This window comes from Streptomyces sp. NPDC005496 (assembly GCF_042872045.1).
Classification (GTDB): Bacteria; Actinomycetota; Actinomycetes; order Streptomycetales; family Streptomycetaceae; genus Streptomyces.
The window spans coordinates 201,076-226,833 of sequence record NZ_JBIAJQ010000008.1 but is presented as its reverse complement, the minus strand read 5'-3'; the positions used below and the strand labels follow the sequence as shown (position 1 = coordinate 226,833).

Annotated in this window: 26 protein-coding genes and 2 pseudogenes; 8 read left to right on the top strand and 20 right to left on the bottom strand. The window is 71.5% G+C overall.

Annotation, left to right across the window (positions count from 1 at the left end):
* Window positions 1–18 precede the first annotated feature (18 nt).
* On the bottom strand, window positions 19–126 hold the full coding sequence (locus ACFYQQ_RS25110; protein ID WP_355787710.1) for a keywimysin-related RiPP: 108 nt from the start codon (window positions 124–126) through the stop codon (window positions 19–21).
* Between the two features lie 1,064 nt (window positions 127–1,190).
* On the opposite strand from ACFYQQ_RS25110, the gene ACFYQQ_RS25105 reads away from it, so the two are divergent.
* Window positions 1,191–1,919: an FAD binding domain-containing protein gene (locus tag ACFYQQ_RS25105; protein ID WP_355787713.1), complete on the top strand. Its 729-nt coding sequence runs from the start codon at window positions 1,191–1,193 to the stop codon at window positions 1,917–1,919.
* Window positions 1,920–1,991: 72 nt separating this feature from the next.
* Here the strand turns inward: ACFYQQ_RS25105 and ACFYQQ_RS25100 are convergent, their stop codons facing one another.
* From ACFYQQ_RS25100 to ACFYQQ_RS25090, 3 genes are all read right to left on the bottom strand, one after another.
* A complete protein-coding gene (locus tag ACFYQQ_RS25100) occupies window positions 1,992–2,369 on the bottom strand; it encodes a toxin Doc (RefSeq protein ID WP_355787716.1) in 378 nt (125 codons plus the stop codon).
* Complete coding sequence (locus tag ACFYQQ_RS25095; RefSeq protein WP_183117239.1) at window positions 2,369–2,608, bottom strand: hypothetical protein; 240 nt, start codon at window positions 2,606–2,608, stop codon at window positions 2,369–2,371. The genes ACFYQQ_RS25100 and ACFYQQ_RS25095 overlap by 1 nt, the downstream gene beginning before the upstream one ends.
* A 108-nt stretch (window positions 2,609–2,716) precedes the next feature.
* Window positions 2,717–3,640, bottom strand: coding sequence for an SGNH/GDSL hydrolase family protein (locus ACFYQQ_RS25090; protein WP_355787720.1), 924 nt, complete (start codon window positions 3,638–3,640; stop codon window positions 2,717–2,719).
* A gap of 586 nt (window positions 3,641–4,226) precedes the next feature.
* On the opposite strand from ACFYQQ_RS25090, the gene ACFYQQ_RS25085 reads away from it, so the two are divergent.
* On the top strand, window positions 4,227–5,813 hold the full coding sequence (locus ACFYQQ_RS25085) for an MFS transporter (protein ID WP_355787723.1): 1,587 nt from the start codon (window positions 4,227–4,229) through the stop codon (window positions 5,811–5,813).
* A gap of 122 nt (window positions 5,814–5,935) precedes the next feature.
* Here ACFYQQ_RS25085 and ACFYQQ_RS25080 read toward each other — a convergent pair whose 3' ends face one another.
* A complete protein-coding gene (locus ACFYQQ_RS25080; protein ID WP_356172332.1) occupies window positions 5,936–6,568 on the bottom strand; it encodes a TetR family transcriptional regulator in 633 nt (210 codons plus the stop codon).
* A gap of 7 nt (window positions 6,569–6,575) precedes the next feature.
* Between ACFYQQ_RS25080 and ACFYQQ_RS25075 the strand changes: the two are divergent.
* A pseudogene (locus ACFYQQ_RS25075) lies at window positions 6,576–7,603 on the top strand (cellulase family glycosylhydrolase); the annotation flags it as partial.
* A gap of 37 nt (window positions 7,604–7,640) precedes the next feature.
* Here the strand turns inward: ACFYQQ_RS25075 and ACFYQQ_RS25070 are convergent.
* The 9 genes and pseudogenes from ACFYQQ_RS25070 to rpmG form a co-directional block, all read right to left on the bottom strand.
* A pseudogene (locus tag ACFYQQ_RS25070) lies at window positions 7,641–7,878 on the bottom strand (cellulose binding domain-containing protein); the annotation flags it as partial.
* 96 nt (window positions 7,879–7,974) lie between these two features.
* Window positions 7,975–10,764 (bottom strand): hypothetical protein, encoded by a 2,790-nt coding sequence (locus tag ACFYQQ_RS25065; protein WP_388905162.1) that lies wholly within the window; start codon window positions 10,762–10,764, stop codon window positions 7,975–7,977.
* A complete protein-coding gene (locus ACFYQQ_RS25060; protein WP_355787103.1) occupies window positions 10,761–11,873 on the bottom strand; it encodes an AAA family ATPase in 1,113 nt (370 codons plus the stop codon). Before ACFYQQ_RS25060 ends, ACFYQQ_RS25065 begins: the two co-directional genes overlap by 4 nt.
* A gap of 14 nt (window positions 11,874–11,887) precedes the next feature.
* Entirely contained in the window at window positions 11,888–13,312 is a 1,425-nt protein-coding gene (locus tag ACFYQQ_RS25055) for a VWA domain-containing protein (RefSeq protein ID WP_355787100.1), read from the bottom strand.
* Complete coding sequence (locus ACFYQQ_RS25050) at window positions 13,309–14,703, bottom strand: hypothetical protein (RefSeq protein ID WP_388905302.1); 1,395 nt, start codon at window positions 14,701–14,703, stop codon at window positions 13,309–13,311. Before ACFYQQ_RS25050 ends, ACFYQQ_RS25055 begins: the two co-directional genes overlap by 4 nt.
* Complete coding sequence (locus ACFYQQ_RS25045; RefSeq protein WP_355792446.1) at window positions 14,703–15,206, bottom strand: hypothetical protein; 504 nt, start codon at window positions 15,204–15,206, stop codon at window positions 14,703–14,705. The genes ACFYQQ_RS25050 and ACFYQQ_RS25045 overlap by 1 nt, the downstream gene beginning before the upstream one ends.
* Before the next feature lie 235 nt (window positions 15,207–15,441).
* Window positions 15,442–15,564 (bottom strand): type B 50S ribosomal protein L36, encoded by a 123-nt coding sequence (ykgO, locus tag ACFYQQ_RS25040; protein ID WP_356172343.1) that lies wholly within the window; start codon window positions 15,562–15,564, stop codon window positions 15,442–15,444.
* Between the two features lie 41 nt (window positions 15,565–15,605).
* Complete coding sequence (locus ACFYQQ_RS25035) at window positions 15,606–15,866, bottom strand: type B 50S ribosomal protein L31 (protein WP_356172346.1); 261 nt, start codon at window positions 15,864–15,866, stop codon at window positions 15,606–15,608.
* Between the two features lie 47 nt (window positions 15,867–15,913).
* A complete protein-coding gene (gene rpmG / locus ACFYQQ_RS25030; RefSeq protein WP_356172349.1) occupies window positions 15,914–16,078 on the bottom strand; it encodes a 50S ribosomal protein L33 in 165 nt (54 codons plus the stop codon).
* Between the two features lie 745 nt (window positions 16,079–16,823).
* Between rpmG and ACFYQQ_RS25025 the strand changes: the two genes are divergently transcribed.
* Both ACFYQQ_RS25025 and ACFYQQ_RS25020 read left to right on the top strand, forming a co-directional pair.
* The gene (locus ACFYQQ_RS25025) at window positions 16,824–17,750 is read left to right on the top strand and encodes a hypothetical protein (RefSeq protein ID WP_355782767.1); all 927 of its coding nucleotides are present in this window, start codon (window positions 16,824–16,826) and stop codon (window positions 17,748–17,750) included.
* Window positions 17,751–17,966: 216 nt separating this feature from the next.
* The gene (locus ACFYQQ_RS25020) at window positions 17,967–18,959 is read left to right on the top strand and encodes a zinc-dependent alcohol dehydrogenase family protein (protein ID WP_355795536.1); all 993 of its coding nucleotides are present in this window, start codon (window positions 17,967–17,969) and stop codon (window positions 18,957–18,959) included.
* Between the two features lie 22 nt (window positions 18,960–18,981).
* On the opposite strand, the gene ACFYQQ_RS25015 is transcribed toward ACFYQQ_RS25020, so the two are convergent.
* Together ACFYQQ_RS25015 and ACFYQQ_RS25010 are read right to left on the bottom strand one after the other, a co-directional pair.
* Window positions 18,982–19,335 carry a helix-turn-helix domain-containing protein gene (locus tag ACFYQQ_RS25015; protein ID WP_356239950.1) on the bottom strand — a complete coding sequence of 118 codons (354 nt, stop codon included), beginning with the start codon at window positions 19,333–19,335 and terminating at the stop codon, window positions 18,982–18,984.
* A 132-nt stretch (window positions 19,336–19,467) separates the two neighbouring features.
* Entirely contained in the window at window positions 19,468–19,815 is a 348-nt protein-coding gene (locus ACFYQQ_RS25010; RefSeq protein WP_355794391.1) for an STAS domain-containing protein, read from the bottom strand.
* 226 nt (window positions 19,816–20,041) lie between these two features.
* On the opposite strand from ACFYQQ_RS25010, the gene ACFYQQ_RS25005 reads away from it, so the two are divergent.
* Window positions 20,042–20,512 (top strand): ATP-binding protein, encoded by a 471-nt coding sequence (locus ACFYQQ_RS25005; protein ID WP_355794392.1) that lies wholly within the window; start codon window positions 20,042–20,044, stop codon window positions 20,510–20,512.
* 50 nt (window positions 20,513–20,562) lie between these two features.
* Here ACFYQQ_RS25005 and ACFYQQ_RS25000 read toward each other — a convergent pair whose 3' ends face one another.
* Window positions 20,563–21,516 carry a DUF5829 family protein gene (locus ACFYQQ_RS25000; RefSeq protein ID WP_355794393.1) on the bottom strand — a complete coding sequence of 318 codons (954 nt, stop codon included), beginning with the start codon at window positions 21,514–21,516 and terminating at the stop codon, window positions 20,563–20,565.
* Between the two features lie 527 nt (window positions 21,517–22,043).
* Here ACFYQQ_RS25000 and ACFYQQ_RS24995 point away from each other — a divergent pair.
* Together ACFYQQ_RS24995 and ACFYQQ_RS24990 are read left to right on the top strand one after the other, a co-directional pair.
* The gene (locus ACFYQQ_RS24995; RefSeq protein ID WP_355794903.1) at window positions 22,044–22,559 is read left to right on the top strand and encodes an N-acetyltransferase; all 516 of its coding nucleotides are present in this window, start codon (window positions 22,044–22,046) and stop codon (window positions 22,557–22,559) included.
* Window positions 22,560–22,612: 53 nt separating this feature from the next.
* Window positions 22,613–23,236, top strand: coding sequence for a hypothetical protein (locus ACFYQQ_RS24990; RefSeq protein WP_388905156.1), 624 nt, complete (start codon window positions 22,613–22,615; stop codon window positions 23,234–23,236).
* On the opposite strand, the gene ACFYQQ_RS24985 is transcribed toward ACFYQQ_RS24990, so the two are convergent.
* From ACFYQQ_RS24985 to ACFYQQ_RS24975, 3 genes are read right to left on the bottom strand one after another with little or no spacing between them, the layout of a single operon-like run.
* Entirely contained in the window at window positions 23,222–23,569 is a 348-nt protein-coding gene (locus ACFYQQ_RS24985; RefSeq protein ID WP_356175526.1) for an STAS domain-containing protein, read from the bottom strand. The genes ACFYQQ_RS24990 and ACFYQQ_RS24985 overlap by 15 nt on opposite strands.
* On the bottom strand, window positions 23,566–24,900 hold the full coding sequence (locus ACFYQQ_RS24980; RefSeq protein ID WP_355788401.1) for a SpoIIE family protein phosphatase: 1,335 nt from the start codon (window positions 24,898–24,900) through the stop codon (window positions 23,566–23,568). The genes ACFYQQ_RS24985 and ACFYQQ_RS24980 overlap by 4 nt, the downstream gene beginning before the upstream one ends.
* Window positions 24,897–25,700, bottom strand: coding sequence for an alpha/beta fold hydrolase (locus ACFYQQ_RS24975; RefSeq protein ID WP_388905154.1), 804 nt, complete (start codon window positions 25,698–25,700; stop codon window positions 24,897–24,899). The genes ACFYQQ_RS24980 and ACFYQQ_RS24975 overlap by 4 nt, the downstream gene beginning before the upstream one ends.
* Window positions 25,701–25,758: the final 58 nt, after the last annotated feature.

Below are 25,758 nucleotides of genomic sequence, written 5' to 3'. Positions count from 1 at the left end.
CGGTGCGGCCGGTTCGGGTCAGAGCAGGCTGTGGCCGCCCAGCAGGTCGGGGCTGCCCTTACCGGCGAGGCCGGTCGTCTTGTGGAAGCTGCCGGCCTTGATGAGGGTGGGACGCTCGTACGCCATCGTCGTATCCCTTCGTCGGTGAATTCGGCGCTGATTCCGTTGAACACAGCGTCGCTTTCCGCGAATCGACGGGCCGCCTTTTCTCGATCGGCCGGTCGACGCAAGGCATAAAGCTAGGCGCGATTCTCGCCGACCACAACGGCGCACGCGATTCGACCGGAGCACACCCGGAGTTACGGCATGCCTCCTGCCGCTCTCCGTGCTGCACGCGCACCCGGCATCCGCCGTCATGAATGAAGAATCGGGGGGTAAAGGCATTCACCCCGCCGAATCAGCTCTCCACTTTCGGTCATATGAGCGAGAGAAAGAATGAGCGGAATCGCAGGTACCGAGCCGATGGAGCGGGAACGCGCGGGATTCCCCCTGGCGAGAGCCCGTCATTCGTGACCGCTGTCCGGATTACGGCTCGGCGCGGTCACCGTTTCTCCACAGACCTTCCCGTGACGGGACGGGGATTCCCTCACAGTCACTCGGATCACAACTCCGTGATGGAATAACACATTCCCCGTCGAGGGGTCATCGAATTGCCCGCTCGTTCCCATCACAGGTTGTCCGAGGCAAACATTTCCTGTCCGCCCTAGCGAGCCGCCTTCACCGAAACTCCACGGAATTCGGTCGCGGCGCCTGGTCTTCATGGATCGAGCGGGCGTCTTTCGCGGGCAATTCCGGTTGCGCGTACACAGGTTCGGGTCACACGTACGCGAGTTCGAGGCTCTGCAGTTCTTCAAGTCCGGAGCGGAACGGCGGCGGTGCCGGGCACGGCCACTCCACCGGGGATGAATTGTCGCGCAAGGGTCGGCACGTCCCCGCCGGGGCGGGTGCAGCTGAGCTCCGTCCGGCCGTGCAGGCAATGGGAGTTGATGCAGCGGCCCGGCGCCCCGGGCGGGCACACCGGGCACGCGTCGACTGCGACGCCGCGCACGGTCGGCCCGGTGCGAGGGGCGCACAGCATGAGGTGATGAGCCCTGTACGCGCCCCCGCGTACGTAGGCAGAATGCGCCACGTCGGCGTCATTCGGCCGGGTCTCCGCCGCCTCAACTTCCCAGGAAAGAAGGTCGGTTGCCGTGCAGTTGCGTCTTCCCACGTCCGTGTCCGAAGCGCAGCAATGCCTGGCCGAGGGAGCAGTGCCGGTAGGCGGGGCCACACTGGTGTGGGCGACCTGGCAGCGGGACGGTTTCCCCGAGCAGGCGATGTCCCTGCGCAGCCTGCCGGAGGCCAACGTGGTCGAGCGCGACGCGCTGGGCGGGGCCGTGGTGCTGCACCGCGTCGACGACCGCGTGCCCGAGGTGCTGCAACTGGCCGCCTCCTCGGTGGGGACCGGAGCGGTCCGCCGTACGGCCACCGTCGGCGGCAACGTCGTCGGCAGCACCCTGCGCTGTCTGCTCCCGGCGGCCCTGGTCCTGGACGCCCGCGCGCGCGTCCTGACGCCGGACGGCGCCTACGAGACCGATCTGGTCGAGCTGGTCGCCAAGCGCCCGCTGCTGCTGAGCCTCCACTGGCGCGAGCCGGTGGCCAGCTCGTACCTCAAGCTTGAGGGTGACGCGGGCGGCCCACCCCCTCTGGTCGTCGCCGCCGCGGTGCACACCGACGCCGACGGGAGCAACCGGATGCGCGTCGCCGTCCGTGACGGCTACGAGGTGCTAGCCGACAGCGCCGCGTACGACCCCGGCACCGGGGCGGAGCAGGTCGTGCAGGCCCTGGCCCGTACGGACGTCGGCGCGCTGCACCCCATGGCCTGGGATGTGGTCCGCCGGCACGTCACCGACCTCCTGGACCGGCCCACCGTCCGCTGAGACCGAGGGCCAGCCCTCACCGGCGGGGAGAGGTCCGGCGGGTAGCTGACACCCCCTGTCCTCCAGGAGGACTCAGACCTTCCACGCCCGTAGCTGGTCGGCGACAGGCAGGATGCCGAGACGCGTGTCACGGATCTTGCGGACCAGGTCCGACAGGCCGCCGTAGGGCGGGTCGATGCCCTCACCGGACTGATCCATGTACTGTGCGGCGACGAACGCCGCGAAGAGGCTGTTGCGGTGCGGGAGCGGTTCCAGGCGCACGATGGTGTGCATCAGCGCTGCCGCCCGCCACGCCGCGTCGGGGTCGGCGGCGGCGAGCGTGGGCAGCTTGGTCCGGTGCCGGGCGACGGCGGCCACGAGCGCGGAGTAGTCCGCGACCGACATGTCCTCGCTGAGCAGGGCGGTCTCCTGGACGTCGAGCAGCCAGGCGACGTCAACGTAGAAGTGCATCAGGCAGCCGCAGCGCCGTCACGTCGCTCGGAGGGCGGCACCTCGTCCGGGAACGCGTCGTCGAACTCACCGCGCAGCCGCTCGGCCCACACACCCGCGCCGTCCACGAACTGCTTGCGCTGCATCTCGCGCACCCCGAGGTCGTGGAGGTACTGCTTGAGGCTCTTGCCGGCGGCGGCGGCGGCCGCGCGGACACCCTCGAGTTCCTCGTCGGTGAAGGACACGTTGAGCGATGGCATACGACAATGGTACCTACTTGGTGCCGACGAGCGGAAGCCCAGCGCGAGACGCCCTGAGCGGGCGGGCGGGGCGCCGCTGCGACACCCCGCCCGCCCGCCCGCGTGCCGTCAGCGGTGACCGCCGCGCCGGTCCAGACGTGCCAGCACCGCTCCCGCCATGGCTTCCATGCCCGTCGCGTTCGGGTGCGCGGGTGCGGCGGGCGCGGCCGGACGGAGGGGCTCGATCCAGCGGTCGGCGGGCGCCTTGCACATGTCGTGGCCGATGGTCGGCTTGTACGTGTCGACGTACTCGGCCCGGTTCAGCAGCGCGACCGTGCGCAGCATCAGGTTGAGCCGCTTGCCGGTGTCACGCAGGTACGGGAAGTCCTTCGCCGCGAACGGAACCGACGGATAGCAGCCGCTCCCGTCCTCCGGAAGGAGGTCGGGGTAGCCGACGAGGACGACGCGGGCGTGCGGCGCCTTGGCGTGCACGGCGCGCAGCACGCGGGCCACCTTCGGTGCCGTCTCCAGGATGTTGAGCGTGAGCTGGTCGGCGCCGGACGAACCGTAGTACTGCTGACAGGGGTTGCCCGTCAGGTCCTTCGAACTGAGGGCGGCACAGGTGCCGATGATGGAGCCGAAGCCCATGTCGTTGCCGCCGATCTGCACGGTCACCAGGTCGGTGTCACGGCGTACGGCGTCCAGTTGGGGGCCGTTGGTCCCCTGCGCCTTCCACATCTCCGCGGTCGTCGCGCCACCGCAGCTGACGTCGGTGAAGGTGGCGACCTTGCGGGCGGCGGCGACGAGCGACGGGTAATTGTGGTCGGAGCGGGCGCAGTTGGCGTCGACCTGACGTGGGATCAGCGGACCTGAGGTGTACGAGTCGCCGAGCGCCACGTAGTCCGTACGATGCCCGGAGTGCCCCGTGCCGTCCGTGGCCGTGGCCGCGGGAGCGAAGCCCGCCACCAGGGCGCAGCTGCCGAGAGCGGCCCCCAGTGCGACGGCGCGCCGCCGTCTCGGCACAGCGCCGCCCTCGCGCGATTCGTGGTCCATCGTGCCCTCCCCTGTAACCGTGACCGTGTGCGGGACATGCCGGACTCCCGAGGGAGCGCACGCGGACATGCGCCACCGTGGTGACGTGACGTGGTGAACTGCTGCCCCGCAAGACCTACGCGCTTGTATACCGGCAGGTAGGTTCCTGAACCAGGTTTTGGACAACGCCGTCTCGGCCACGCCCGTTATTGCATCCGCCCGGCCCAGAGAGTCCCGGGCGAAGGTGCCCGGCGGGACGCGGGCGCGCGGAGCCCATGAGCCGCACCCGCGGGCCCAGCCCGCCGCAGCAACGGCCGGTCACCTCCTGCCCCCGGCGCGAATTCAACAGATGCGCGACTTGGCGGGGAACGCGGTGACCACGGCACGGGAGCGCACACGTGGGGTGCGGGGCCGCACGGCAGCGTCCGGTCGTCTCACCAGCGACCATCCGCCGACAGTCGCAGAATCCGCCGCCCGGGCGCGGCCTGTCCCAAATCCACGGAACCCGCCTCGCCTAATTCATCAACGTGGAAATCGATGGGCGGGCGGCCGAGTGTTGAGCCAGGACACCGGGATCCCCCGGACCCCTCGACGAAGGAAGAGCGACATGTCGCCCACGCGCGCCAACGCCGCCGGCCCCGCTCCGGTCGTACGCCACAACCTGATTCTGGTGGTCACGTGCCTCGCTCTGGGCACGGTGGTCGCCGCGATGGCATCACTGAACGTCGCTCTGCCCGATCTCGCCCGGGAGACGCACGCGACGCAGACCCAACTGTCCTGGATCATCGACTCGTACAGCCTCGTCTTCGCCTCGCTCCTGCTGCCCGCGGGCGCCCTCGGTGACCGCTTCGGCCGTCGGCGGGCACTGCTCGCGGGGCTGGCCCTCTTCGGCGGAGGTTCGGCCGCCGCCGCGCTGACGACCGATCCCTCCCTGCTCATCGGTCTGCGCGCCGTACTGGGCGCCGGGGCGGCGCTGGTCATGCCGGCCACCCTGTCGACGATCACCAGCACGTTCCCGCGGGCGGAGCGGACGCGTGCGGTCAGTGTCTGGGCGGCCGTCGCGGGAGCGAGCGCCCTGGTCGGCCTGTTCGCCACCGGCGCGCTCCTGGAGGGCTGGTCGTGGCGCTCGGTGTTCCTGCTGAACGTCGCCCTCGCGCTGATCGCCCTGATCGGCACGCTGCTCTTCGTGCCGGAGTCGGCCGAGGCCGACCAGCCGCGTCTCGACATCGGAGGCGCGCTCCTCGCGGTGGCCGGTCTCGTCGCCCTCGTCTACTCCGTGATCGAGGCTCCGACCCGCGGCTGGGACAGCGCGGCGACCCTCGGCGGCATCGCCCTCGGCCTGGCCGTCCTGACGGGCTTCGTGTTCTTCGAACTGCGTCAGAAGCACCCTCTGCTGGACCCCAGGCTGTTCCTGAACCGCCACTTCACCGCGGGCTCGCTGTCGATCACCCTCCAGTTCTTCGTCTTCTTCGGCTTCATCTTCGTGATGATGCAGTACCTCCAGCTGGTGCGCGGGGACAGTGCGCTCATGGCGGCGGTCGCGATGCTGCCGATGGCCGCCGGCATGATTCCGCTCGCCCGTGCCACCCCGCACCTGGTGGCACGGTTCGGTATCCGTGGTCCCTGGACGGCCGGTCTGGTGGGCGTGGCGACCGGGATGCTCGTGCTGTCGCGGCTGGACGCGTCGAGCTCGTACTGGCTCATCGCCGCCGGACTCCTGCCACTGGGCGCCGGCATGGGCCTGGCCATGACGCCCGCCACCACCTGCATCACGGACGCGCTGCCGAACGCGCTGCAGAACATCGGGTCCGCCATGAACGACCTCTCGCGCGAACTCGGCGGAGCGCTGGGCATCGCCGTCCTCGGCAGCCTGCTCAGCGCGACCTACCGTGAGCGGCTGGACCTGCCCGGCCTGCCGCACCACGCGGCCGAGGCCGCCCGGTCCTCCCTCGCCGCCGCGCACGCCATGGGTGACCCGGTCGCCGGCCACGCCACCACGGCGTTCGTCGACGGCATGCACCTCGCGCTGCTGGGCGCCGCCGTGGCAGCCGGGCTCGCCGCCCTGGCCGTCACCGTCCTGCTGCGTTCCGCCGCCCACTCCCCCACGTCCGCCGGCGACGACAACTCCCGTACCGACGCGGCGGGTTCACGCCCCTCCACGGCTACGGCTCAGGAGCAGCACTCGTACCGGTGAGTCCAGGTGACCGGTTAATCCAGGCGACCGGCGTCTCCCTCGCACGACGGGAGGCGCCGGTTCCGCGTCGCGGACCTCCGCGACGGTGGCGTCGACATCGACATAGGCAGCGGCACCGGGGGTCACCGCGGACGGCGAGGAGCCGTCGGCGGGCGTGCCGGGCCGCGCAGGGCCAGCCGCACCTGCGGAGCCAGGTAGCGGACGGCCTCCTCGGGGCTCATGGAGGCGACCGGTTCGAGCCGCAGGAGGTAGCGGGAGGTTATCAGACCCGCGACCACGGTGGTGAACGCGCCGGCGAACTGCCGCGCGTTCCTCCCCGGCAGGAGGGCCGCGACCCGTTCGACGATCTCGCGCTCCACGGCTTCCTTGACCAGCTCCCCGAACGCCTCGTCGCCGGCGGCACCCTTGAGCATGGCCAGCAGCGGCGGCCCGGAGACGGGGTCGTCCCAGACGGCGACGACCTGCCGCACGACACGTTCCGGAAGGGTGGCCAGGTCCCCCTCTTCGAGCAGCTCGGCCAGGACCTCGGCCGGGTTGGCGCCCAGCGCGAGGGCGGCACCGAACAGCCCCTTCTTGGAACGGAAGTAGTAGCTGATCAGCGCCAGGTCGACCTCCGCCTCGGCGGCGACCGACCGCAGGGTGACCGCGTGATAGCCCTCCTGGAGGAACCGGCGCCGGGCGACGGCAAGGATCGCGGCCCGGGTGTCGGGGCTCCCCGGCCTGCGGCCCCGCCGCGCTCCCGCCGTGTTCGTCACGGACGTCATTCTAGGAAGCTGGGGCTTCCGAACCGACCGAGGCACACGCTCGGGTCCAGGGGAGGCGGGCGGAGACGTCTGCCTCATGGCAGTAGCGGAAGCGGGCCAAAGGCTCTCCAACGGTCACCGCTGGAGCCGGAACAGCACCGAGGACGTGGCCGCCGTCATCGGCCGGTGCAAGGCCGACCGGCTCATCTGTGTGCTGGAGGTCCACGACACCACCGGCTACGGCGAGGAGTCGGCCGCGTCCCTCGTCGACCAGGCTGCCGACTACTGGATCGGCCTCAAGGACGTGCTCACGGGCGAGGAGGACCACGTCGTCATCAACATCGGCAACGAGCCCTGGGGCAACACCGATCCGGCCGGCTGGACCGCACCCACCACCGCCGCGGTCCGCAAACTCCGCAGCGCCGGGTTCGAGCACACGATCATGGTCGACGCGCCCAACTGGGGCCAGGACCGGCAGGGCGTCATGCGCGCCCAGGCCCGGTCCGTCTACACGGCGGACCCGACCGGCAACCTCATCCTCTCGATCCACATGTACAGCGTCTACGACACCGCCCAGAAGGTCACCGACTACCTCCAGGCCTTCGTGGACGCCGGACTCCCCCTCCTGATCGGCGAGTTCGGCGGGCCGCCCGACCAGTACGGCGATCCGGACGAGGACACCATGATGGCCGCCGCCGAGGAACTCGGGCTGGGCTGCCTGGCCTGGTCCTGGAGCGGGAACACCGGCCCCGTGCTCGACCTGGCCATCGACTTCGACCCCGCCCGGCTCAGCTCCCGGGGACAACGCGTCTTCCACGGCGAGAACGGCATCCTCCAGACCTCCCGGGAAGCCACCGTCTACGGCGGCTCCCAGGGCGACACCCGCGCCCCGACCCCGCCGGCGCCCCGGCCGCGTCCGCCGTGACGGCCACCTCCGTGACCCTGACCTGGGCCGCTTCCGCGGACGACGTTGGTGTCACCGGCTACGACGTCGTCCGTGTCAGCGGCGACTCCGAGTCCCCCGTCGTCTCGGCCTCCACTCCGACCGCCTACGGGAGGCGGCCGCGGGCCCGTCGGGGCCGGTTCAGGACGTGGCGCAGGCGGCGCCGTCGAGGGTGAACGCGGTGGGCGCCGTGTTGGTGCTCCCCCTTGGCGGCGGTGAAGCCGACCGTGACCGAGCCCTTCGCGGGCACGGTGGAGGCGGCGGAGACGCGGCCCTTCCCACCGTCCTGGGAAGGGGTACCGCCCCACATGTTGGTGACTTTCTGGCCGTCGGCGAAGGCGAAGGCGAGCCTCCAGCCGTCGATGCCGGCGGTCCCGGTAGGCGCCGCGGGTCCTTCGTCCCGACGTGACGGTGTCAGGGTGTCCGTCCCGACGGGCGGTGACCGTCGAGGGCGGGAACGGGGCGGGCCGCGGGCTCAGGCGCTGTCGAGAAGCACCGCCAGTGCCTCGGCCGTCGCCGGGTGGCGGGCGGTCAGCGCCGCCCCCGCCGGGCCCTCGTCCGGGGTCTCCCAGACTCCGTCGCAGCCCAGTAGGTCCGCCACGGCGTCGCACGTCGCCGGGTGAGCGGTGAGGAGCGCGCAGCCGCCCTTCTCCGCTCCCGCCGGAGGCAGGCCGGCCGCGGGTTCCGGCTGGGCCCGCCACGGCGGAACCCACGCGTCCAGCGCCGCGAGCCGGCCGGGGAACATCCGCCCGGCCTCGCGGACCAGCAGCGGCGCCGACTCGGCACCGTCGGCCCGCAGCGTCGTGATCAGCGTCGGCAGCCATGGCAGGAGCACGGGGTCGGGCAACCGCCCGAAGGCGTTCGACACGGCCTCCACCACGAAGTCGGCGAGGCCGGGGACAGGCTCCAGCGCGTGCACGAATCCGCTGAGGTAACGCGGATAGGCCGGCACCACCAGGGGGTTGCCCAGCAGTTCGTCGCACCTCGCCCTGAGGTCCGCGCGGGACAACTGCCCGAGCTGCACCTGAGCCGCCCACAGCAGCGCCGTCTTGGACGGGTCCTGCGGATGCGACTGGACGACGGCCAGCTCCAGCTGGGTCCGGTCGCAGCCCAGTGACAGGGCCAGTCCCTCCATGCTGAACAGGAAGCCAAGCATGGCCCCGACCTGGCGGACGGTGGCGTCCTCGTCGGTGAACGCCGTCGGCAGCAGGGTGCAGTAGTGCGCGTAGCCCGCCTTGACGAAGGACTCGATCCATGGCGGGAGCACGGGCCGGCTGGTCCGGTAGTACGCCAGCAACCGCCGTATCCTGCGCAGCACTTCGGGCGCGCCCTCGACGCCGCGCTCGGCGGACAGCACTTCCAGGGCGCGGGTGCCCAGTTCGTCGGCGAGGCGGTGGCTGCGCAGATACAGCGTCGCGTCCTCGACCGCCTCCAGGACCGTCGCCGTGGTGGCCTGCGCGCTGTACGCGGTACGGCGCAGCCGCTGTTCGAGGACCTGCTCGATGCTGACGCCCTCGTAGCCGAGTTCGATCAGCGCACGCTGGTGTGTGCCGAGCGCCAGGTCCCACGACTCCTGGATGGGCCGCTCCCCCAGCTTCCGCTCCCCCATGATCGGGCGGGCGGCGCCCTGCGGCATCAGGTACCGCAGCATCCACAGCACGTCGGAGCAGCGCTCCAGCCGCGGCTCGGACGCGATGTCCAGCAACGCCCGCTGCACGCCCCGCTGTTGGAGTCCGAGGCCGAGCGGGGCGAGCCTGTCGTGCACGTCGCGGGCCAGGGGCGGCAGCGCGTCGTAGCCGACCTGGCCGACCCGGTCGCCGCCCATCATGATCTCGACGAGGCGGCGCACGTCGCGCCGGCCGGGCACGGAGTCCTTCTCGATGCAGGTGACCGCCGCGTCCTGGAAGTCGTACGGCGTGGGCTTGGCGCGGTCGCGCATCCCGGCCAGCAGGATCGACGTCTCGAACACCGCGATGGCGTCGGCGGTGGAGGCGAGGTAGCCGTTGCGGCGGGCGGCACGCACGATGTCCACCGACCAGCCGAGCAGCTCGGTCTCGTCCAGGCGGTCGAGGACGGGCGGCCGCTGGAGGAAGCCGGTCAGTCTGTCGGAGGCCGGCGGCGCCGGTACGGAAGCGGTCGCCGCCACGGCCTTCCGCGGCTTCTTCGTGCCGGCCTGGCCCGCCAGCCGGTACGGCCGCACGCGCGTCCGGCGTACGTTCTTCGCCCAGACCGTCGCCGCGATGGACACGGACCCGGCGGCCAGGCCGAACTGCGCCTCTATCGCCGCGTGGCTGGACGGGATCAGGCCGTACCGCCACTCGGTTGCGCTACGAGGGCTGATCTCGAAGGTGTCGGTGCCGTGGACGCCGAACTCGGCGACGCGGCTGGCGGCGTGGTAGGCGCCGCAGACGTAGAGGCAGTCCTCCACGTCGGTGCCGGTGGCCGCCAGGTGTTCGCGCATCCGGGTCCACATGAACCGCTCGCGGTCCTCGTCGACACTTACCCGGTGAGGGTCCCCCGGCGCCAGGCGCCGGAAGAGGCTGCCGATCAGGAACATGACCTGGCGGTAGGTGTCGTGGTCGCTGTCGCCGAGCGGCAGTTCCACGTACTGGTGCCACCACTCCGACCAGTGCCGCACCTTGCCGTGCCGCAGCAGGTGCTCCTCCAGTTCGGCGAAGCGCGGCCGCAGGTCGCCGATCTCCACGCCGACCGCGTCGCCGTGCAGCGCCGCTTCCTCTTCGGCCGGCGGCGCGTCCGGGTCGGTCGGCTCGTCCGAGCCGGTCGCGCGGGCGTCCCACTGGAAGACGTGGTCCGAGGAGCGGTCGACGAGGACCAGTTCGACCCCGGGGGTGTCCAGGGCGTAGGCGATCGCCTGGTACTCGGCCGAGGCCTCCGTGATGGGGGCGACGACCGACAGCGGGGACCACTCGGCCGGGAAACCGTCGACCTCGCTGGCGAACGCCTGGATCGCCACCGGCAGCTTGCAGTTGCGCAGTTCCGTCAGCAGGGGCGTCATGTCCTCGCACAGCTCCAGGTACACGACCTTGGGCTGTTTCTCCCGCAGGCGCCTGGCCATGGCGATCGCCGAGGCGGGCGAGTGGTGGCAGACGGGGAAGATCTCCAGCGGTTCGCGCACCGCGCGGTCGACGTCGTCCACGATGCCGAGGAGGATGCCCTCCAGGGCGTCCGGCCCGCCGGCGAACGTCTGCGCCGCCTCGTGGAGTTGACCGCGCAGTGCGCTGAAGGTCTCCTCGGGGGCGCTCACGACAGCGTGGCGATCGCGTCGCGCCCGCCTTCGAGGAACTCGGGCCAGGAACCGCCCTCCTCCTTGCTGCGCGGCTCCACGACGCCGTGCAGGTACTTGTTCAGGATGGCCAGGTCCTCGGGCTCGCGCCTGGCCAGGGAGCCGACGAGCGAGGAGGCGAGCGTCCGGGCGGTCAGGGCGCGCTCGCCGAAGAAGTTGCTGTGCAGGATGGCGTCCTCCAGCACGCCGATCTGTTCGGCGGTGGACAGCGCGGACTCCAGCTTCTCGTCGTCGCTGCCGGCCGCGGCCGCCGAGGCGCGCAGGTCGGCGAAGCTCTGCAGCAGCACGTCGAGCAGCGTCGGCGGCACGTCCAGCTCCAGTTGGTGGCGGCGCAGCAGTTCCTCCGTGCGGAAGCGGACGATCTCCACCTCGCTCTTCTTGTTCGTCACCACGGGGATGCGGACGAAGTTGAAGCGGCGCTTGAGTGCCGAGGAGAGGTCGTTGACGCCCCGGTCGCGGCTGTTGGCGGTGGCGATGATGGAGAAGCCCGGCTTGGCGAAGACGATGCTGTCGCTGTCGAGTTCGGGGACCGAGATGTACTTCTCGGAGAGGATCGAGATCAGCGCGTCCTGGACGTCGCTGGTGGAGCGGGTGAGCTCCTCGAAGCGGCCGATCGCACCGGTCTCCATGGCGGTCATGATGGGTGAGGGGATCATGGACTCGCGTGACTGGCCTTTGGCGATGACCATGGACACGTTCCACGAGTACTTGATGTGGTCCTCGGTGGTGCCTGCCGTGCCCTGCACGACCAGCGTGGAGTTGCGGGAGATCGCGGCGGACAGCAGCTCGGCCAGCCAGCTCTTGCCGGTGCCGGGGTCGCCGATGAGCAGCAGTCCGCGGTCGGAGGCGAGCGTGACGATGGACCGCTCGACGAAGCTGCGGTCGCCGAACCACTTGGGCGCGATCTCCCGGTCGAGGCCGTCGGAGCGCTCGGAGCCCAGGACGAACAGGCGGACCATCTTCGGTGACAGGCGCCAGGAGAAGGGCTTGGGGTTGTCGTCGACGGACTCCAGCCAGTCCAGCTCCTCGGCGTACTTGATCTCGGCGGGGGCGCGCAGCAGGTCGGACATCTCGGGATCTCTTTCTAGGCGAGGAACGTCTTGAGTTCGTGGACGAGCTTGCGGATGTGGCCGGAGAGCACGGGGGTTCCGAGGTCCTTGAAGCGCTCCTTGAACCAGGGGTTGACGCTGCCGCGGCCTGCGCTGGTCACCGAGCCGACGGGGATGAACTTGGCTCCGGAGCGGTGGACGGCGGCCATGCTCTGGAACAGCGGCTCGCACTGCCACTCGTAGAAGTCGGAGATCCACACCACCGCCGTGTTGCGGGGCTCGGCGATCTTCGGCTGGGCCAGGGCCATGGCGACCGTGCCGTCGGTGCCGCCCCCGAGCTTGGTGCGCAGCAGCGTCTCGAAGGGGTCGTGCACCCAGGGCGTGAGATCGAGCGCCTGCGTGTCGTACGCGATCAGGTGGACGTCCACCTTGGGCAGCCCGGCGAAGATCGACGCGAGGATCGTGCAGTTCACCATCGAGTCGACCATCGAGCCCGACTGGTCCACGACGACGATGAGCCGCTGGGGTGTCGTCTTGCGGGCGGTGTGCCGGTAGTAGAGGCGGTCGACGTACAACCGCTCCTCCTCCGGGCTCCAGTTGGTGAGGTTCTTCCAGATCGTGCGGTCGAGGTCGAGGTTGCGGAACACCCGCTTGGGCGGGACGGAGCGGTCCAGGGCGCCCACCGTGGTCTTCTCGACCTGGGTGCGCAGCACTTCGGCGACCTCGTCGACGAAGCGGCGGATGAGCGCCTTGGCGTTGGCCAGCGCCACGCCCGAGAGGTTGTTCTTGTCCCTCAGCAGCTGCTCGATCAGCGACATGCTCGGGGTCAGCCGCGCGGCCAGCTTCGGGTCGGCCAGCACCTCGCGCAGCTTCATCCGCCGGACCAGGTCGGCCTCGATGCCGGCCAGTTCCGGACCGATCGCCGGGACGAGGTGGGTGAGGTCCGGTGTCGTACCCCCGCCTCCGGAGCCGTCCCTTCCCGCGCCCCGACCGGCGGCGCCCGTGCCCGCCCGGCCGCCACGCAGTTCGCCGGGCTCGCAGCCGAGGGCGCGCTCCAGCCAGCCGGCGTCGGACTGCCAGCGCGACAGCTGTCCCGCGGTGACCGCGCCGGAGCCGGTGGCGAAGGTGTTGAGGAGCACCTTGGACACCAGTGCCGCGCGTCGCACTTCGGCGGCCCGGTCGCGTCCGCCCTCGTCCGGCGCGGGCACCATCAGGGCGTCGAACTCGTCGGCCAGAGCGGGGTGGCGCTGCACGATCGCGTCGATGGACGCCTGCGGATCGAGGAGCGCGGGAGGCAGGCCGAGGTCCTCGACGACGCCGAGACCGGCCGACTCCAGGGTCGGCTGCTCCTCCGGGTCGAAGAGGCGGGCGAGCAGCAGCCAGTACAGGGCCTGGCGGCGGTTCTCGTCGGAGTCGGCCTCGGGTGCGGAGGCGGTGTCGGGACCGCTGTGCTCGGTCATTTGCGCAACAGCCTTCCCGCGCGCTCGCGCAGTGCCGTGACGGCGTCCATGGCGGCTTTCTCGGCCTTGACGGCCGCCTTGTCGGCGGTGCCGCCAGCCCAGGCTCCGGCGTGGACCGCCACCGCCTTCTTCCGCACGGTCGTCTCCACGGCCAGGGGCTGGACGCGGAAGGCTCCGGCGTCCCAGCGGAGCAGCCCGACGCAGGCACCGGACTTGGCGACGGCCTCGGGGGTGAGCGGTCCGGCGGCCGGGATGCGGTCGGTGTCCACGGGGACCGGGTGTCCGGCGACGGTGAAGGTGACCATGTCGTCCTCCTGCCGGCTCTCGTAGCCCTCCAGGAAGACGGGGACGGCGATCGCGGCCGGGTGCCGGTCCAGGGGCGCCGTCGCGGGGTCGGTGGCCGTGGGAAGAGCAACGCGGGCGGTGGCGAGGGCGTCGGCGGGCTCGCCGGTGCGTGCGTGCCCGTCGCTCCACAGGAGGTCGCCCGCGGCGGTGGCCGGCATGTCGGTGAGCTCCATCGACCGGCCTTCGCTCACGGCGGCCAGCAGGGACATGTGGGGGCGCAGCAGCTGCCACAGACCGGCTCCCACGACCGTGTCGGGCTTCGGCGCCGACACGGCGGCGCGCACCAGGCGGGGCGCGGAGCCGTCGGCGGGTTCGAACACCGCGTGGACCTGGGCCTGTACGGCGGTCGGGTGCTCCTGCAGGTCGATGCCCAGCGGCAGCAGCCGGCCGGTGAGCGTGCCGGTGGGCGGCAGGCCGGCCGCGCCGGGCAGCGTCAGGAGCAGCGCACGTGACCACAGGTCGGCCCAGCGGCGGGTGGGTACGCGCTCCAGGGTGGCACCCGGGCAGGAGGCGGCGAGTTCGGCGGAGAACCCGTCGAGCAGAGTCGCGAGGCGGCGCAGCCCGGGGTCCGGCAGCATCGCCGAGACGATCTGCGCCGAGCCGGACACCAGCTCGTGGTCGATGCCCTGCCACCCCGCGCGCACCAGGTCGCAGAGCCAGGAGCGGGCTGCGGCGAGCAGGTTCACCTCGGGCCGCTCGACGGCCACCGGTGCGGGCGCCTCGCCGCGGGTGCGGCCGGTCGCCTCGTCCACGCGGCTCACGAGGGCGTCGTGGACGGAACCGAGCAGGGCCGTACGGGCGGCGGCGAGGGCGACGAAGTGGTCCTCGCCCGCGGCTCCGGCGGCGGTCTTGTCGGCGGCCTCGCCGACCCGGGCGGCAAGAGGTGTCCCGGAGACGGCCCGGGCGAGCGCGGCCAGTCCGGCCGCCTGGGCGGGCTGGGGGCGGAGCAGGCCCGCCACCAGGACCCGGTCGAAGGAGTCGACGGCGGTGAGGGCTTCGTCGAGCCCGTCGGGGGTCTCGCCTTCGGCGAGCAGGTCGGCGCGCATCACGCGGCCGTCCTGGTCGGCGGGAACCACTGCATCTCCGGCAACGGGGCGGTGCTCGCGTCCAGTTCCAGATAGGCGAGGTGGCGCAGGAACCGGCTGAAGACGGGCGCCGCGGCCTTGGTGTCTCCCTGCGCCGGGCCCGTGGCGGTCATGGCCGCGGTGAGGACCGGCGCGCTCGGTTCCTGGTCGCCGGTGTCGACTCTCAGGTAGCGGGCGACACGGGCGGCCCCGTACTGCAGGACCGCTTCGGTGACGAGGGCGCGGATGTGGTTGCAGAACGACCCTCGCGCGCCTCCGCACGGCCGGTTGTTGTTGGTGCTGCACGCGTACGCGTAGGTGCCCGACGCGACCGACGAGACGTAGACCCGCTCGATGTCGGATCCGCTGGACACCACGCCCTGCACACGTCCGTCGGCCAGCTCGACGAACGGGACCTTGGCGAGCTTGCGGGGCTGCGCGGGTGCCGCCACCCGTGCCGTGCTCGACCTCTCCCACTCCGACAACGCACCTTCTCCAATGCACCAGGGAGCCTTCCGCCACACCGGCGGGGACACGACTGAACATAGACGCGACCACTGACAACGCGATCACGTCCGCGCGTCCGCCCCCCTGAGCCCGAACACGGGGGCGCCCAGGCCCGAGTGGGCCCGGACGCCGAAGTGCCCGGGCCCAACTGGGCCCGGGCACTCGGTCGTCGGTGGCCCGGCGCGTCGTCGACGCGGGCCGGAAGAAGCGGCGTCAGCCCTGACGGGCCTTGAAACGCGGGTTCTTCTTGTTGATCACAAAGGTCACACCGCGGCGGCGGACCACCTGAGCCCCGGGAAGGGACTTCAGCGAGCGCAGGGACTTGCGTACCTTCATGGCTCTGCTCTCCTTCTGCTCGCCCGTGTCCGGGCGTGCGGTCAGCGGCCGACCGAGGGCGCGCGGCCGTAGCGGCGCTCGAAGCGCTCCACTCGGCCCGCGGTGTCCAGGACCCGCGAGGTCCCGGTGTAGAACGGGTGGCTCGCCGACGAGATCTCGACGTCGATCACCGGGTAGGTGTTGCCGTCCTCCCAGGCGACGGTCCTGGCGGACCGCGCGGTCGAACGGGTCAGGAAGGAGACGTTCGCGGCGCTGTCGCGGAAGACGACGGGCCGGGTCTCGGGGTGGATGCGGGGCTTCATGGGGCTGTCCCTCCTCGTGGCTGTTCGCCTGGTGACGCCGGACCGGTTCAGCGTTCCTCGCGGAAGTCGACGTGCTCGCCGACCACCGGGTCGTACTTGCGCAGGACGAGCCGGTCGGGGTCGTTCCGGCTGTTCTTGCGGGTCACGTAGGTGACTCCGGTCCCGGCCGTCGACCTCAGGGTGACGACGGGGCGTGCGCTGGTGCGTGCCATGAGGGTCCTCCTTCCGCCCACATACGCGATTCTTGACTCGCGCATGTCAGCTACGTGGGGTGTAACAGCGCCCCTCGCCTTCGCATTCCCGCCTCACGGAATCCTTTTCCGGCTCCCGCCCCGCCCGGCCGGAAGGCCGGAAGCCGTATCCCTCGGGAGGCGGAGACGTCGATTCCGCGCGCCGAGCACCTAGGGCCTGTCGTTTGGATCAGGTCGGCCGTGACAGACGGTTCGTCCCGGCCGACCCGAGCGGGGTCTGGTGCGTGCAGCTGCAAGGCGGAGGAGGGCGTCGACGCGATGGGGGTCCCCCCGCTCGATCGAGCGGAGCCGAGAGTGGGGGAGTCGGCGACCGACGACAACGCCGCAGATGTGCGTGCCAGACCCCACGACACCGGCCTGATCCAAACGACAGGCCCTAGACCTCACCGTGCCCGGGTCCACGTACTCGGAGGGGCTTCACGGAGAGGAACAGAACCCACGAGTCGGCCATTCCCGGAATGCGGCGTCCGGCCGAACTTCCCTCTAGAATCGGCTGGTTGAGCCATCCGCGCGTGTTGTACCCCGGCTCCGCCGTCCGGTCCCGAGGCTCACGGGGAGATGTCGTGATCGTCCGAGTTGGTTCCGTGCCCGTCCCACCCCGCCGCCCGCGGACCGACCGCGCCCGCGTGACGGCGGCCCGAGCAGCCCGGGGAGCGACGCCCCGGGCCCAGTGCGTCTCCACCGACCATGGAGAAGGAGCAGAACGATGAAGGATCGGCCCGACGACGTTCCGGCCCAGGCCGCCCACCAGCCGCAGGCGACACCGCCCGCGGGCTCCGGGAACCACGCCGACCCCACGCTGACCGCCATGCAGGCCGCACCCGCGGGGCAGCCAGGAGCCCAGCAGCCGGCGGCGCCACCCAGACCGGCCGCCGACCCGTACGCGACCGGCCAGCAACCGGGCGGTTACGGGCCTCCGCCCCCGTCCATCCCGGCACAGCAGCATCCGTACGCGCAGCCGGGCTACATCCAGCCCGCGCCGCCGCAGGCAGGGGGGAAGGGCACGGCGGGGCACGCCGTCGCGTGGGCGGCCGTGGGGGCGCTGATCGCCTCCGCCCTGTGGGCCGGCGGGGTGTTCCTGCTGGACCTGGGCGACGGCGACAAGGCGGACCTGGCCGGGTACCGGGCCAAGTCCAATCTCTGCTCCGCGGTCGACTACTCGTCGGTGCGGACCGAGTACACGGAGGAGGACTCGGCGCCCACCCACAACTCGCTGGAGCACGACGCCCTGGACCAGAGCTACTGCAGCATCTCCCTGAAGAAATCCTCCGCCTCCTCGTACTCGGACGCGTACCTGTCGGTGCAGATGGACCTCCACAAGGAGACGGACCCCGCCGCCGAGTTCACGGCCCTGTGGTCGGAGTACGACCAGCGGTACGACGACTACGAGGTGGACGAGGTCAACGGCTTCGGCGACGAGGCCTACCTGGTGACCCAGGACACCACGTCCGGCTCGGGGACCAGCGGCAGCAAGTCGGTCATCCTGGCCGTGCGCGACGGCTGGATGACGTACCAGATGAGCTGGAGCGCCTACGCCTCGTCCTACGGCAGCACACCGGCCGACGTCACCGACGTGTCCGGCTGGCTGAAGACCGACACGAAATCGACGCTGGAGAACCTCAGGTCCGACTGACCACCGGGCCGGCCCCCGGACACCCGGGGGCCGGCGGCGTCGGCCGCTCCTTCCCTGCCCCCGTGACACCTCCACGCGCCACACCTCCGTGGCCCTTAATTCGATGCACGTCGTAGTTTGACGTTCGTCGTAATTTGGGGTTTGGTGGACGTGCGCCCGCCGCACGACGCGGCCGGGCAGCGCCCAGTCACCACGGACGAAGGAACGGGAAACCCCATGGCCAAGGCAGTGAAGTTCGACAGGACCGGCGGCCCCGAGGTCCTGGAGGTGCGGGAGGTCGAGGTCGGCGAGCCCGGCACCGGCGAACTGCGCATCCGCGTCGACGCGATCGGGCTGAACCGGGCCGAGCTGATGTTCCGCGAGGGCTCGTACTTCTACCAGCCCGTCTTCCCCTCGGGGCTGGGCTACGAGGCCGCCGGAGTGGTCGAGGCCGTCGGCCCCGGCGTCACCGGCTTCGCCGTCGGGGACCCCGTCGGCGTCGTCCCGTCGTTCCTGCAGACCGACTACGGCACCTACGGCGATCACGTCCTGGTCCCCGCGTCCGCCACGGTCCCGCGCCCGGCCGGCGTCAGTGCCGAGAGCGCCGCCGCGGTGTGGATGGCCTACCTGACCGCCTACGGCGCGCTCGTCGAGGACGGCCACACCCGGCCCGGGGACCACGTCCTGATCACCGCCGCCTCCAGCAGCGTGGGACTCGCCGCGATCCAGACCGCCAACCACATCGGCGCGATCCCCGTCGCGACGACCCGCACCGCCGACAAGAAGCAGCGCCTGCTCGACGCCGGCGCCGCCCACGTCGTCGTCACCGACGAGGAGGACCTGCCCGCCCGGCTGAAGGAGATCACCGGCGGCACGGGCGTGCGCACCGCCTTCGACCCCGTCGCCGGACCCGGGGTCGAGACGATCGCCCTGGGCATCGCGCCGGGCGGCCGGCTCATCGTGTACGGCACCCTCGACCCGCGGACCACCCCGCTGCCCAACGCCCGGAGCTACCCCGCACTGAGCACCCGTACCTACACCCTCTTCGAGGTCACCTCCGACCCCGAGCGCCTGGCGCGCGCCGTCGCCTTCGTCAACGCCGGGCTGTCCACCGGATCGTTCACCCCGGTCGTCGACAGGACCTTCGACCTGGAGGACATCTCCGAGGCGCACCGCTACATGGAGTCCAACGCCCAGGTGGGCAAGATCGTGGTCACCGTCCGGCACTGACCGCCGCGCGCGCCGGTCCGGTTCAGCGGGCCGCCCGCGCGTCCGGCTCGCTCTCCTCCGCCGACAGCAGGGCGGACACGAGGCCGGGGAACCGCGCCTCCAGTTCCTCGGCGCGCAGGGCGTTCATCTTCGTCGTCCCCACGTAGTACTGGCGGATCACGCCGGCCTCCCGCAGCACGTTGAAGTGGTGCGTGGAGGTCGACGGCGCGACCGGCATCTCGAAGCTCCCGCAGCTGAGGTCCTGGCCGGCCCGCGCCAGCCGGCGCACGGCCGCGCGCCGCACCGGGTCGGCCAGTGCCTCCAGCAGCCGCTGCAGCGTGAACTCCTCCGGAGCGGGGTGCGCCACGGAGCGTGGCGTGCTTCGCGGACGGGACACGGCGGACTCCACGGGACGGGACCTGCGGGGCGGATCTGCGGACGGGGACCCTTGCGGGTGGACGGCGATTCTACGTCCCTCACCGCCGGGGCCCGGCCCGGGCGGCACCCCTGCCTCCCGGGCCGGCCGTCCTCAGGACGTCAGGGCGAGGTCCAGCGTCGGGTACAGCGGGAGCACCTCGTCGAGTCCCACGATGTGCAGGACGTCGTGGACTCCGGCGGGCAGGCACGCCAGCCGGATCCAGCCGCCGCCCTCGGCGGCGTCCCGGTTCGCGGCCACCAGGACGTTGATCCCGCTGGAGTCCATGAACGTGACGCGGCTGAAGTCCACCACCGTGCGATGCCCCTCGGCGCCCTCGCGGTCCGCCAGTGCCGCGCGGAAGTCGCCGACGGTGTTGAAATCGATCTCCCCCACCATCCCCAGCACGCTCACACCCTCTGGGGTGACGTGGCGGGAGATGACCAGACGGGCGGCGTTCATGCCATCTCCCTCATCGTCTTCAGCGGCCTTTCCGCTGATGCTGCGTCCACGCAAACGGAACAATCACTCTGGTGTCAACCGGCCGCCTGTTAATGTCACCATCAGCCTGGACCGATCCGCGGCCTTGCGGCCGAGGCGAAAGACCGGCCAGACAGTCACGTGGAGGCACGCTTCAGGGGTACGCGTCCAACGGGGCCATGTGACCGAGGCAACGCGAGGCGACCGTATGGACCAGACCGCGCACGACAGCGAGCAGAAGGCTCCCGGCGCACGTTCCGCTCCGGCGGCGTGCGCCGCCTACGACGGGGACACCCGCTGCATCGGCGCCGCACGCCGATTCGCCACCGCCTATCTGACGCGCGTGCAGGCCGATCACGGCGTCCCGGTCTCCGCCCGGGCGCTGGGCATGACTCAACTGGTCGTGAGCGAACTCGTCACCAACGCCTGCCGCTACGCTCCCGGGCCCTGCCGGCTCGACCTGCGCGTCGTGGACGGCAGCGTGGAGATCACCGTGTGGGACGGCGACCCGACCCTGCCGACCCCCCGCGGGCCCGACCCCGCCCGCATCGGCCAGCACGGTCTGGAGATAGTCCTTGCGGTCTGCCAGGAGTACGACGTGCGCCCCGGCCTGTCGGGCAAACGCACCACGGCCCTCCTCCCCCTCACGGACAACCTCACCGGCCGGTCGTCGAAGTAGGTCCGTCGATCGCGGGCCCGCCCGGCCCCGGTCCGTCGGGCACGCCGCCGTCACGGCCTCCCGGCGAAGTTCCACACGGCGCGGGCGCCCGGGCCCACGACGAGGGTCGAGCGGCCGATCCGCTCCTCGTGCCGGTCGGACACGGGCCGGTTCAACGCGAACGTGACCTCGCGCAGTCCCACCTCGCCGACGGGAACGGCGTCGAACCGGATGGTGGTGCCGCCGCGCCGGGCGACCGTACCGCCTCCGCCCGGCGCCGGACGGACGACGAACCCGCCCGCCCGCAGCAGCGTCACCGTGGCGGCGAGGTCGCGCTCGGAGACCGCGAGGCGGATGGAGGCCACGTCACGCATGAGGTGGTCGCGGTAGGCGTCCGACAGGTAGCGCTCCCGCCCCACGTCGCCGGGGTGGTCGGCGGGCTCGGTGTTGCCGCGCGGGTCGGCGAAGTACTCGGGCAGGTATTCCATCGCCCAGGCCCCGAAGGTGTCGTACTGGGCCGTGGTGAAAACGGCGTCGAACCACGGCACCGGGACCCCGTCGCCGAAGTCGCGGGTCTGGCGGAACTCGACCGGGTCGGTGACGCCCGCCTCGCGCAGACGCGCCGTCACCGTCCTCAGGTCGCCGGAGCGCTCGGTCGAGACCCCCATGCCCCCGGCGCCGAAGGTGCCGTCCTGGCCGGGGAGGTCTCCGACCCCGAACAGTTCGAGGTAGGTCTCACGGCCCGTCAGGTAACGGCCGGTCCAGGTCTGACCGCCAGCTCCGGTGGTCGTGCGGACCTGGAAGTTCGCGAAGTAGCGCAGGTAACCGGAGTGCTCGATGGCGTCGGCGGTCTCCCGGTCGAGCACGCCGTAGGCATGGTTGAAGAACAGCAACTGCCGCCCCGGGAAGGGCTTTTCCCCGTCGGCCCGAGCCGTGTGGGTGCCCCCGTCGGCCACCCCGGTCAGGGCGGCCACAAGCGCTAAGACCAGAACCAGGACCATCCGCGACATCCGGCGAAGCAGCATGCCAGGGAGAGTAGGACGGGGACGATCGCGGTCGCGGTCGAACCGTCCAGGACGGCGGGAAACCGCCGGCCCGCGGACGGCGCCGCTCCGGGTCCACCGCGGGTACGCACAGAAGAAAGCCCCACCCCGGAGAACCGGGATGGGGCTTCGTCGAGCGCCGAGCAGGCCTTGCACCTGCATCTCCCCGCAGGAAGCGGGGCGCCTTTCCTTGGACCATCGACGCGAGACGCGGCTCCGATGAACTCGGCGGCACGCTCAAGATCGAGCATACATCAGCCACGGTGCCGTCGCGCAACTCGACATGAGGGAGGGTCAGGCACCGGCGTGTCGGGCGGCGGTGCCGAGCGGGACACGGGCCGCCCGGGCAGCACACGGATGGGTGCATCCCGAGAGAAGCGCACGGCGGGACTCCACGAGGGGAAGGGCCGCCGCGTCCACGACGGCTCGGGCATGTGCCCGGAGTCCCCCGGCGTGAGACCCACCTCAATTCCTTTGCGCCCTGGTTGCGGCTGCCTCAGACTGTGCCGGTGCTGATCCGACGCGAGGTACCCGCCGACATCGCTGCCGTGCGTGCCGTCACCGCCGCCGCCTTCGTCGCACCGGACACCCCTGTTCCCGTCGAGGTGACCCTGCTCGACTCCCTCCGCGACTGCGCCGGCTGGCTGCCCTCGCTGTCCCTCGTGGCGCTGGACGACGACGGCCAGATCGTCGGACATGTGGTGTGCACGCGCGCGCATGTCGGCACGGCACCCGTCGTGGGCCTCGGCCCACTCAGCGTCCACCCAGGCCACCAGCGGCGGGGTGTCGGCCTCGCGCTCATGCATGCCGTGCTCGGGGCGGCGGACGCCCTCGGCGAGCCCTTGGTCGGCCTCCTCGGCAGCCCCGCTTATTACGGCCGCTACGGCTTCCGCACCAGCACGGACCACGGCATCGACCCGCCGGAGCCCGCCTGGGGCAAGTACTTCCAGGTCCGCACCCTGACCGCGTACGACCCCGCCACGCGGGGCACCTTCGAGTACGCCGAGCCCTTCAGCCGCCTGTGACGCCTCGGCCGGTCGGGGGCCCACGGGCTCGCCGCGAACGACCGGTGAGCGCCGTGTCACGCCCGTTCCTGATGCGCGTGGAGGACATCTTCCCGCTCCATCAGGGCAGGACGGTCATGGTGACGGGCGGCACGGAGCGCGGCAGCGTCCGCGGCGGCGACGAGGTGGAGATCGTCGGATTCGGTACCGCCCGCATCGTCCGCGTCATCGGCATCCGACTCGGCGCACGGCACGTCGAGGAGGCCCGCGCGGGCTCGAACCCGGGACTGCTGCTCCCGGGCCCGGTCGCGTCGGCCCTGGAGCGGGGGCAGGTACTGGCCACGCCGGGCTCGATCGGCGCGCACGCGGCCTTCACCGCCGAGATCGCCTTGCTGCCCGAGGCGCAGGGCGGTACGGACCTGTCCACGGGCGGCGTCCTGTGGTGCCATCTGGGCGCCGCATCGCTGCCCGGCACGGTGACCCTGCCTGCCGGTCTCGACACGCTTATCCCGCTGCACCTGGCTCCCGTGACGGTCAGGCTGGAGCGCGCCGTCCCCCTGGAGGCGGGGCAGCGTTTCGCGTTCCGTCTGCGGGGGCGTGCCGCCGGGGCGGGGACCGTGACCGGACTGCTGGGCGACGCGAGCGGTCCGGCGGCGTGCGTCACCGCGCGGACCGCTTCCCGCTCACGCCGAGCGTGAGCGGACGGCCTGTTCCAGGTCGGGGTGGACGTCCAGGACCTGGTCGAGGCCGACGATCCCCAGGGTCCGGGTGATCATGGCGGGCACGGCGACGAGTGCCATGCGGGCCTGCGTGGCCACGACCTGGCGGTGCGCGGCCACGAAGACCGAGATGCCGCTGGAGTCGCAGAAGGTCAGACTCCCCAGGTCCAGGGCGAGGAGCTGCCCCGGTTGCAGCGTCAGGCCGCGGATGGTCTCGCGCAGCCTCCCGGCGCTGTAGTGGTCGAGTTCGCCCTCGACGGTGATCACGGGTCCGGTCGGGGTGTTCCGGATGGTGGTGGTCAGCTCTGTCACGTCTGTTCTTCGTGGGATGTGGTGGGTGCGGGAATGCCGATCGCCAGGACGGCGGTGTCGTCGTCCAGTCCGTCGCCGAAGCTCTCGAGCAGGGTGGTGACGGCGGAGACGGCTTTGTCGGCGCCGGCGGGCGCCAGGTCGGTGGTGAAGTCGAGCAGGGCGTCGTCACCGTAGCGGGTGCCCTCGGGGCCGATACGGGCCTCGGTCAGGCCGTCGGAGTAGAGCAGCAGGGTGTCCCCCGCCCTCAGCTCCCGCGTGACGTCCTTGAACGGGGCGTCCGGCAGGATACCCACGAGCAGGCCGCCCGGTGTCGGCAGGTACTCGGCGGCGCCGTCGGCCCGCATCAGGACGGCCGGCGGGTGACCGCCGCTGGCGAGACGCATGGTCACGCCGGACGCGTGCGGGGTGAGGGTGCCGAAGACGGCCGTGCAGTAGCGGGGGTCGCCCCGGATGTAGTGCTGGTGGAGGACGGTGTTGAGGGTGGTGAGCACCGTGATCGGGTCCGCGTCGTGCATCGCCGCCGCGCGCAGCGTGTAGCGGGTCAGCGAGGTCACCGCGGCCGCCTCGGGGCCCTTGCCGCACACGTCGCCGAGGAAGAAGCCCCAACGGCCGTCACCCAGGGCGAAGACGTCGTAGAAGTCGCCGCCGAGCTGGTCCGCGGAAGCCGTGTGGTAGTAGGCGGCCGCCTCCATCCCGGGGGCCTGGGGCAAGGACGGCGGGACCAGACTGCGCTGAAGGACGGCCAGCACGCTCTGCAGACGCTCCTTGTCGCGCTCCGCCTCCCGCCGTGCCCGTTCCGTCTCCTCGCGGGCCTCCTCCGCCTCCCGCCGCCGTCGCAGCAGCTCGTTCTCGTAGGCGCGGCGGTCCCGGGCGTCGATGATCGTCGTGCGGATCAGCAGGGGCTGTCCGTCGCTGCCCTTCTTCACCTTGGAGGAGATCAGCACGGGCAGGCGGGTGCCGTCGGCCCCCTTGAGCTCCAGGGCGATGCCGTTCACCTCGCCCTGCATGCGCAGCAGCGGCGCGAAGTGGGTCTCGTGGTAGAGCTTGCCGCCGACGGTGAGCAGGTCGGCGAAGTACAGGCGGCCGACCGTCTCCTCGCGGTCGCGGCCCAGCCAGCTCAGCAGGGTCGTGTTCGCCTTGGCTATCTGCCCGTCGAGGAGCGTGGACAGATAGCCGCACGGCGCGTTCTCGTACAGGTCTTCCACGTCGTCCTCCAGCAGCGCGCTGAACGCCGCGTCGGACGGGCGATCCTCATCGGTTCGTGTGGTGCTCTCCGGGTGCTTCTCGGCGGGCCTGGATGATTCCGGATCCTGGTCCGTGCGGCACGTCATCGGGGCGGCGCCGCGAAGGTCACGATCGCCTCGGCGGTGGCCTCGGGTGCGCTCAGCTGGGGGCAGTGGCCGGTCGCGTCCAGCGTGACCAGGCGGCTGCCGGGGATGGAGGCGTGCACGTAGGCGCCGACGCCCTGCGGGGCGATGACGTCCTGGGCGCACTCCAGGACCAGCGTCGGCAGCCGCACCGAGGCCAGCTCCGCGCGGCTGTCGGTCAGGAACGTGGTGCGGGCGAAGACCCGGGCGATGTCGGGGTCGGTACGGCAGAAGCTGTTGGTCAGCTCCTCCCCCAGCTCCGGCCGCTCGGGGTTGCCTATGATGATCGGCGCCATGGTCGCCGACCAGCCCAGGTAGTTCGAGTCCAGCGACTCCAGCAGTTCGTCGATGTCCTCGGCCGTGAAGCCGCCCTTGTAGTCACCGTCGTCGATGTAGCGGGGTGAGGGCACCAGCAGGACCAGCCTGGCGAACCGCTCCTCGGCGCGCGCCGCGGCCAGGACGCCGGCCATGGCGCTCACGGAGTGACCCACGAACGTCACGTCCCGCAGGTCCAGCTCTTCGCAGATGTCGATCACGTCCTGGGCGTAGCCGTCCAGGGAGCCGTAGCGCTCCTCGCTCCAGGCGGACACGTCCGACGAGCCGGAGCCGACGTAGTCGAAGAGGACCACTCGGAAACGCTCGGCCAGAGCCGGTACGACCAGGCGCCACATGTTCTGGTCGCAGCCGAAGCCGTGCGCGAGCACGATCACCGGCCCGTCCTCGCGGCCGGTGACCACGACATTGTTCCTGCTCGCTACATCCATACCGTCCATGGTGCCACCAGCGGGGTTTTACGTGTGACCTCGCTCGTGATCAGCGTTT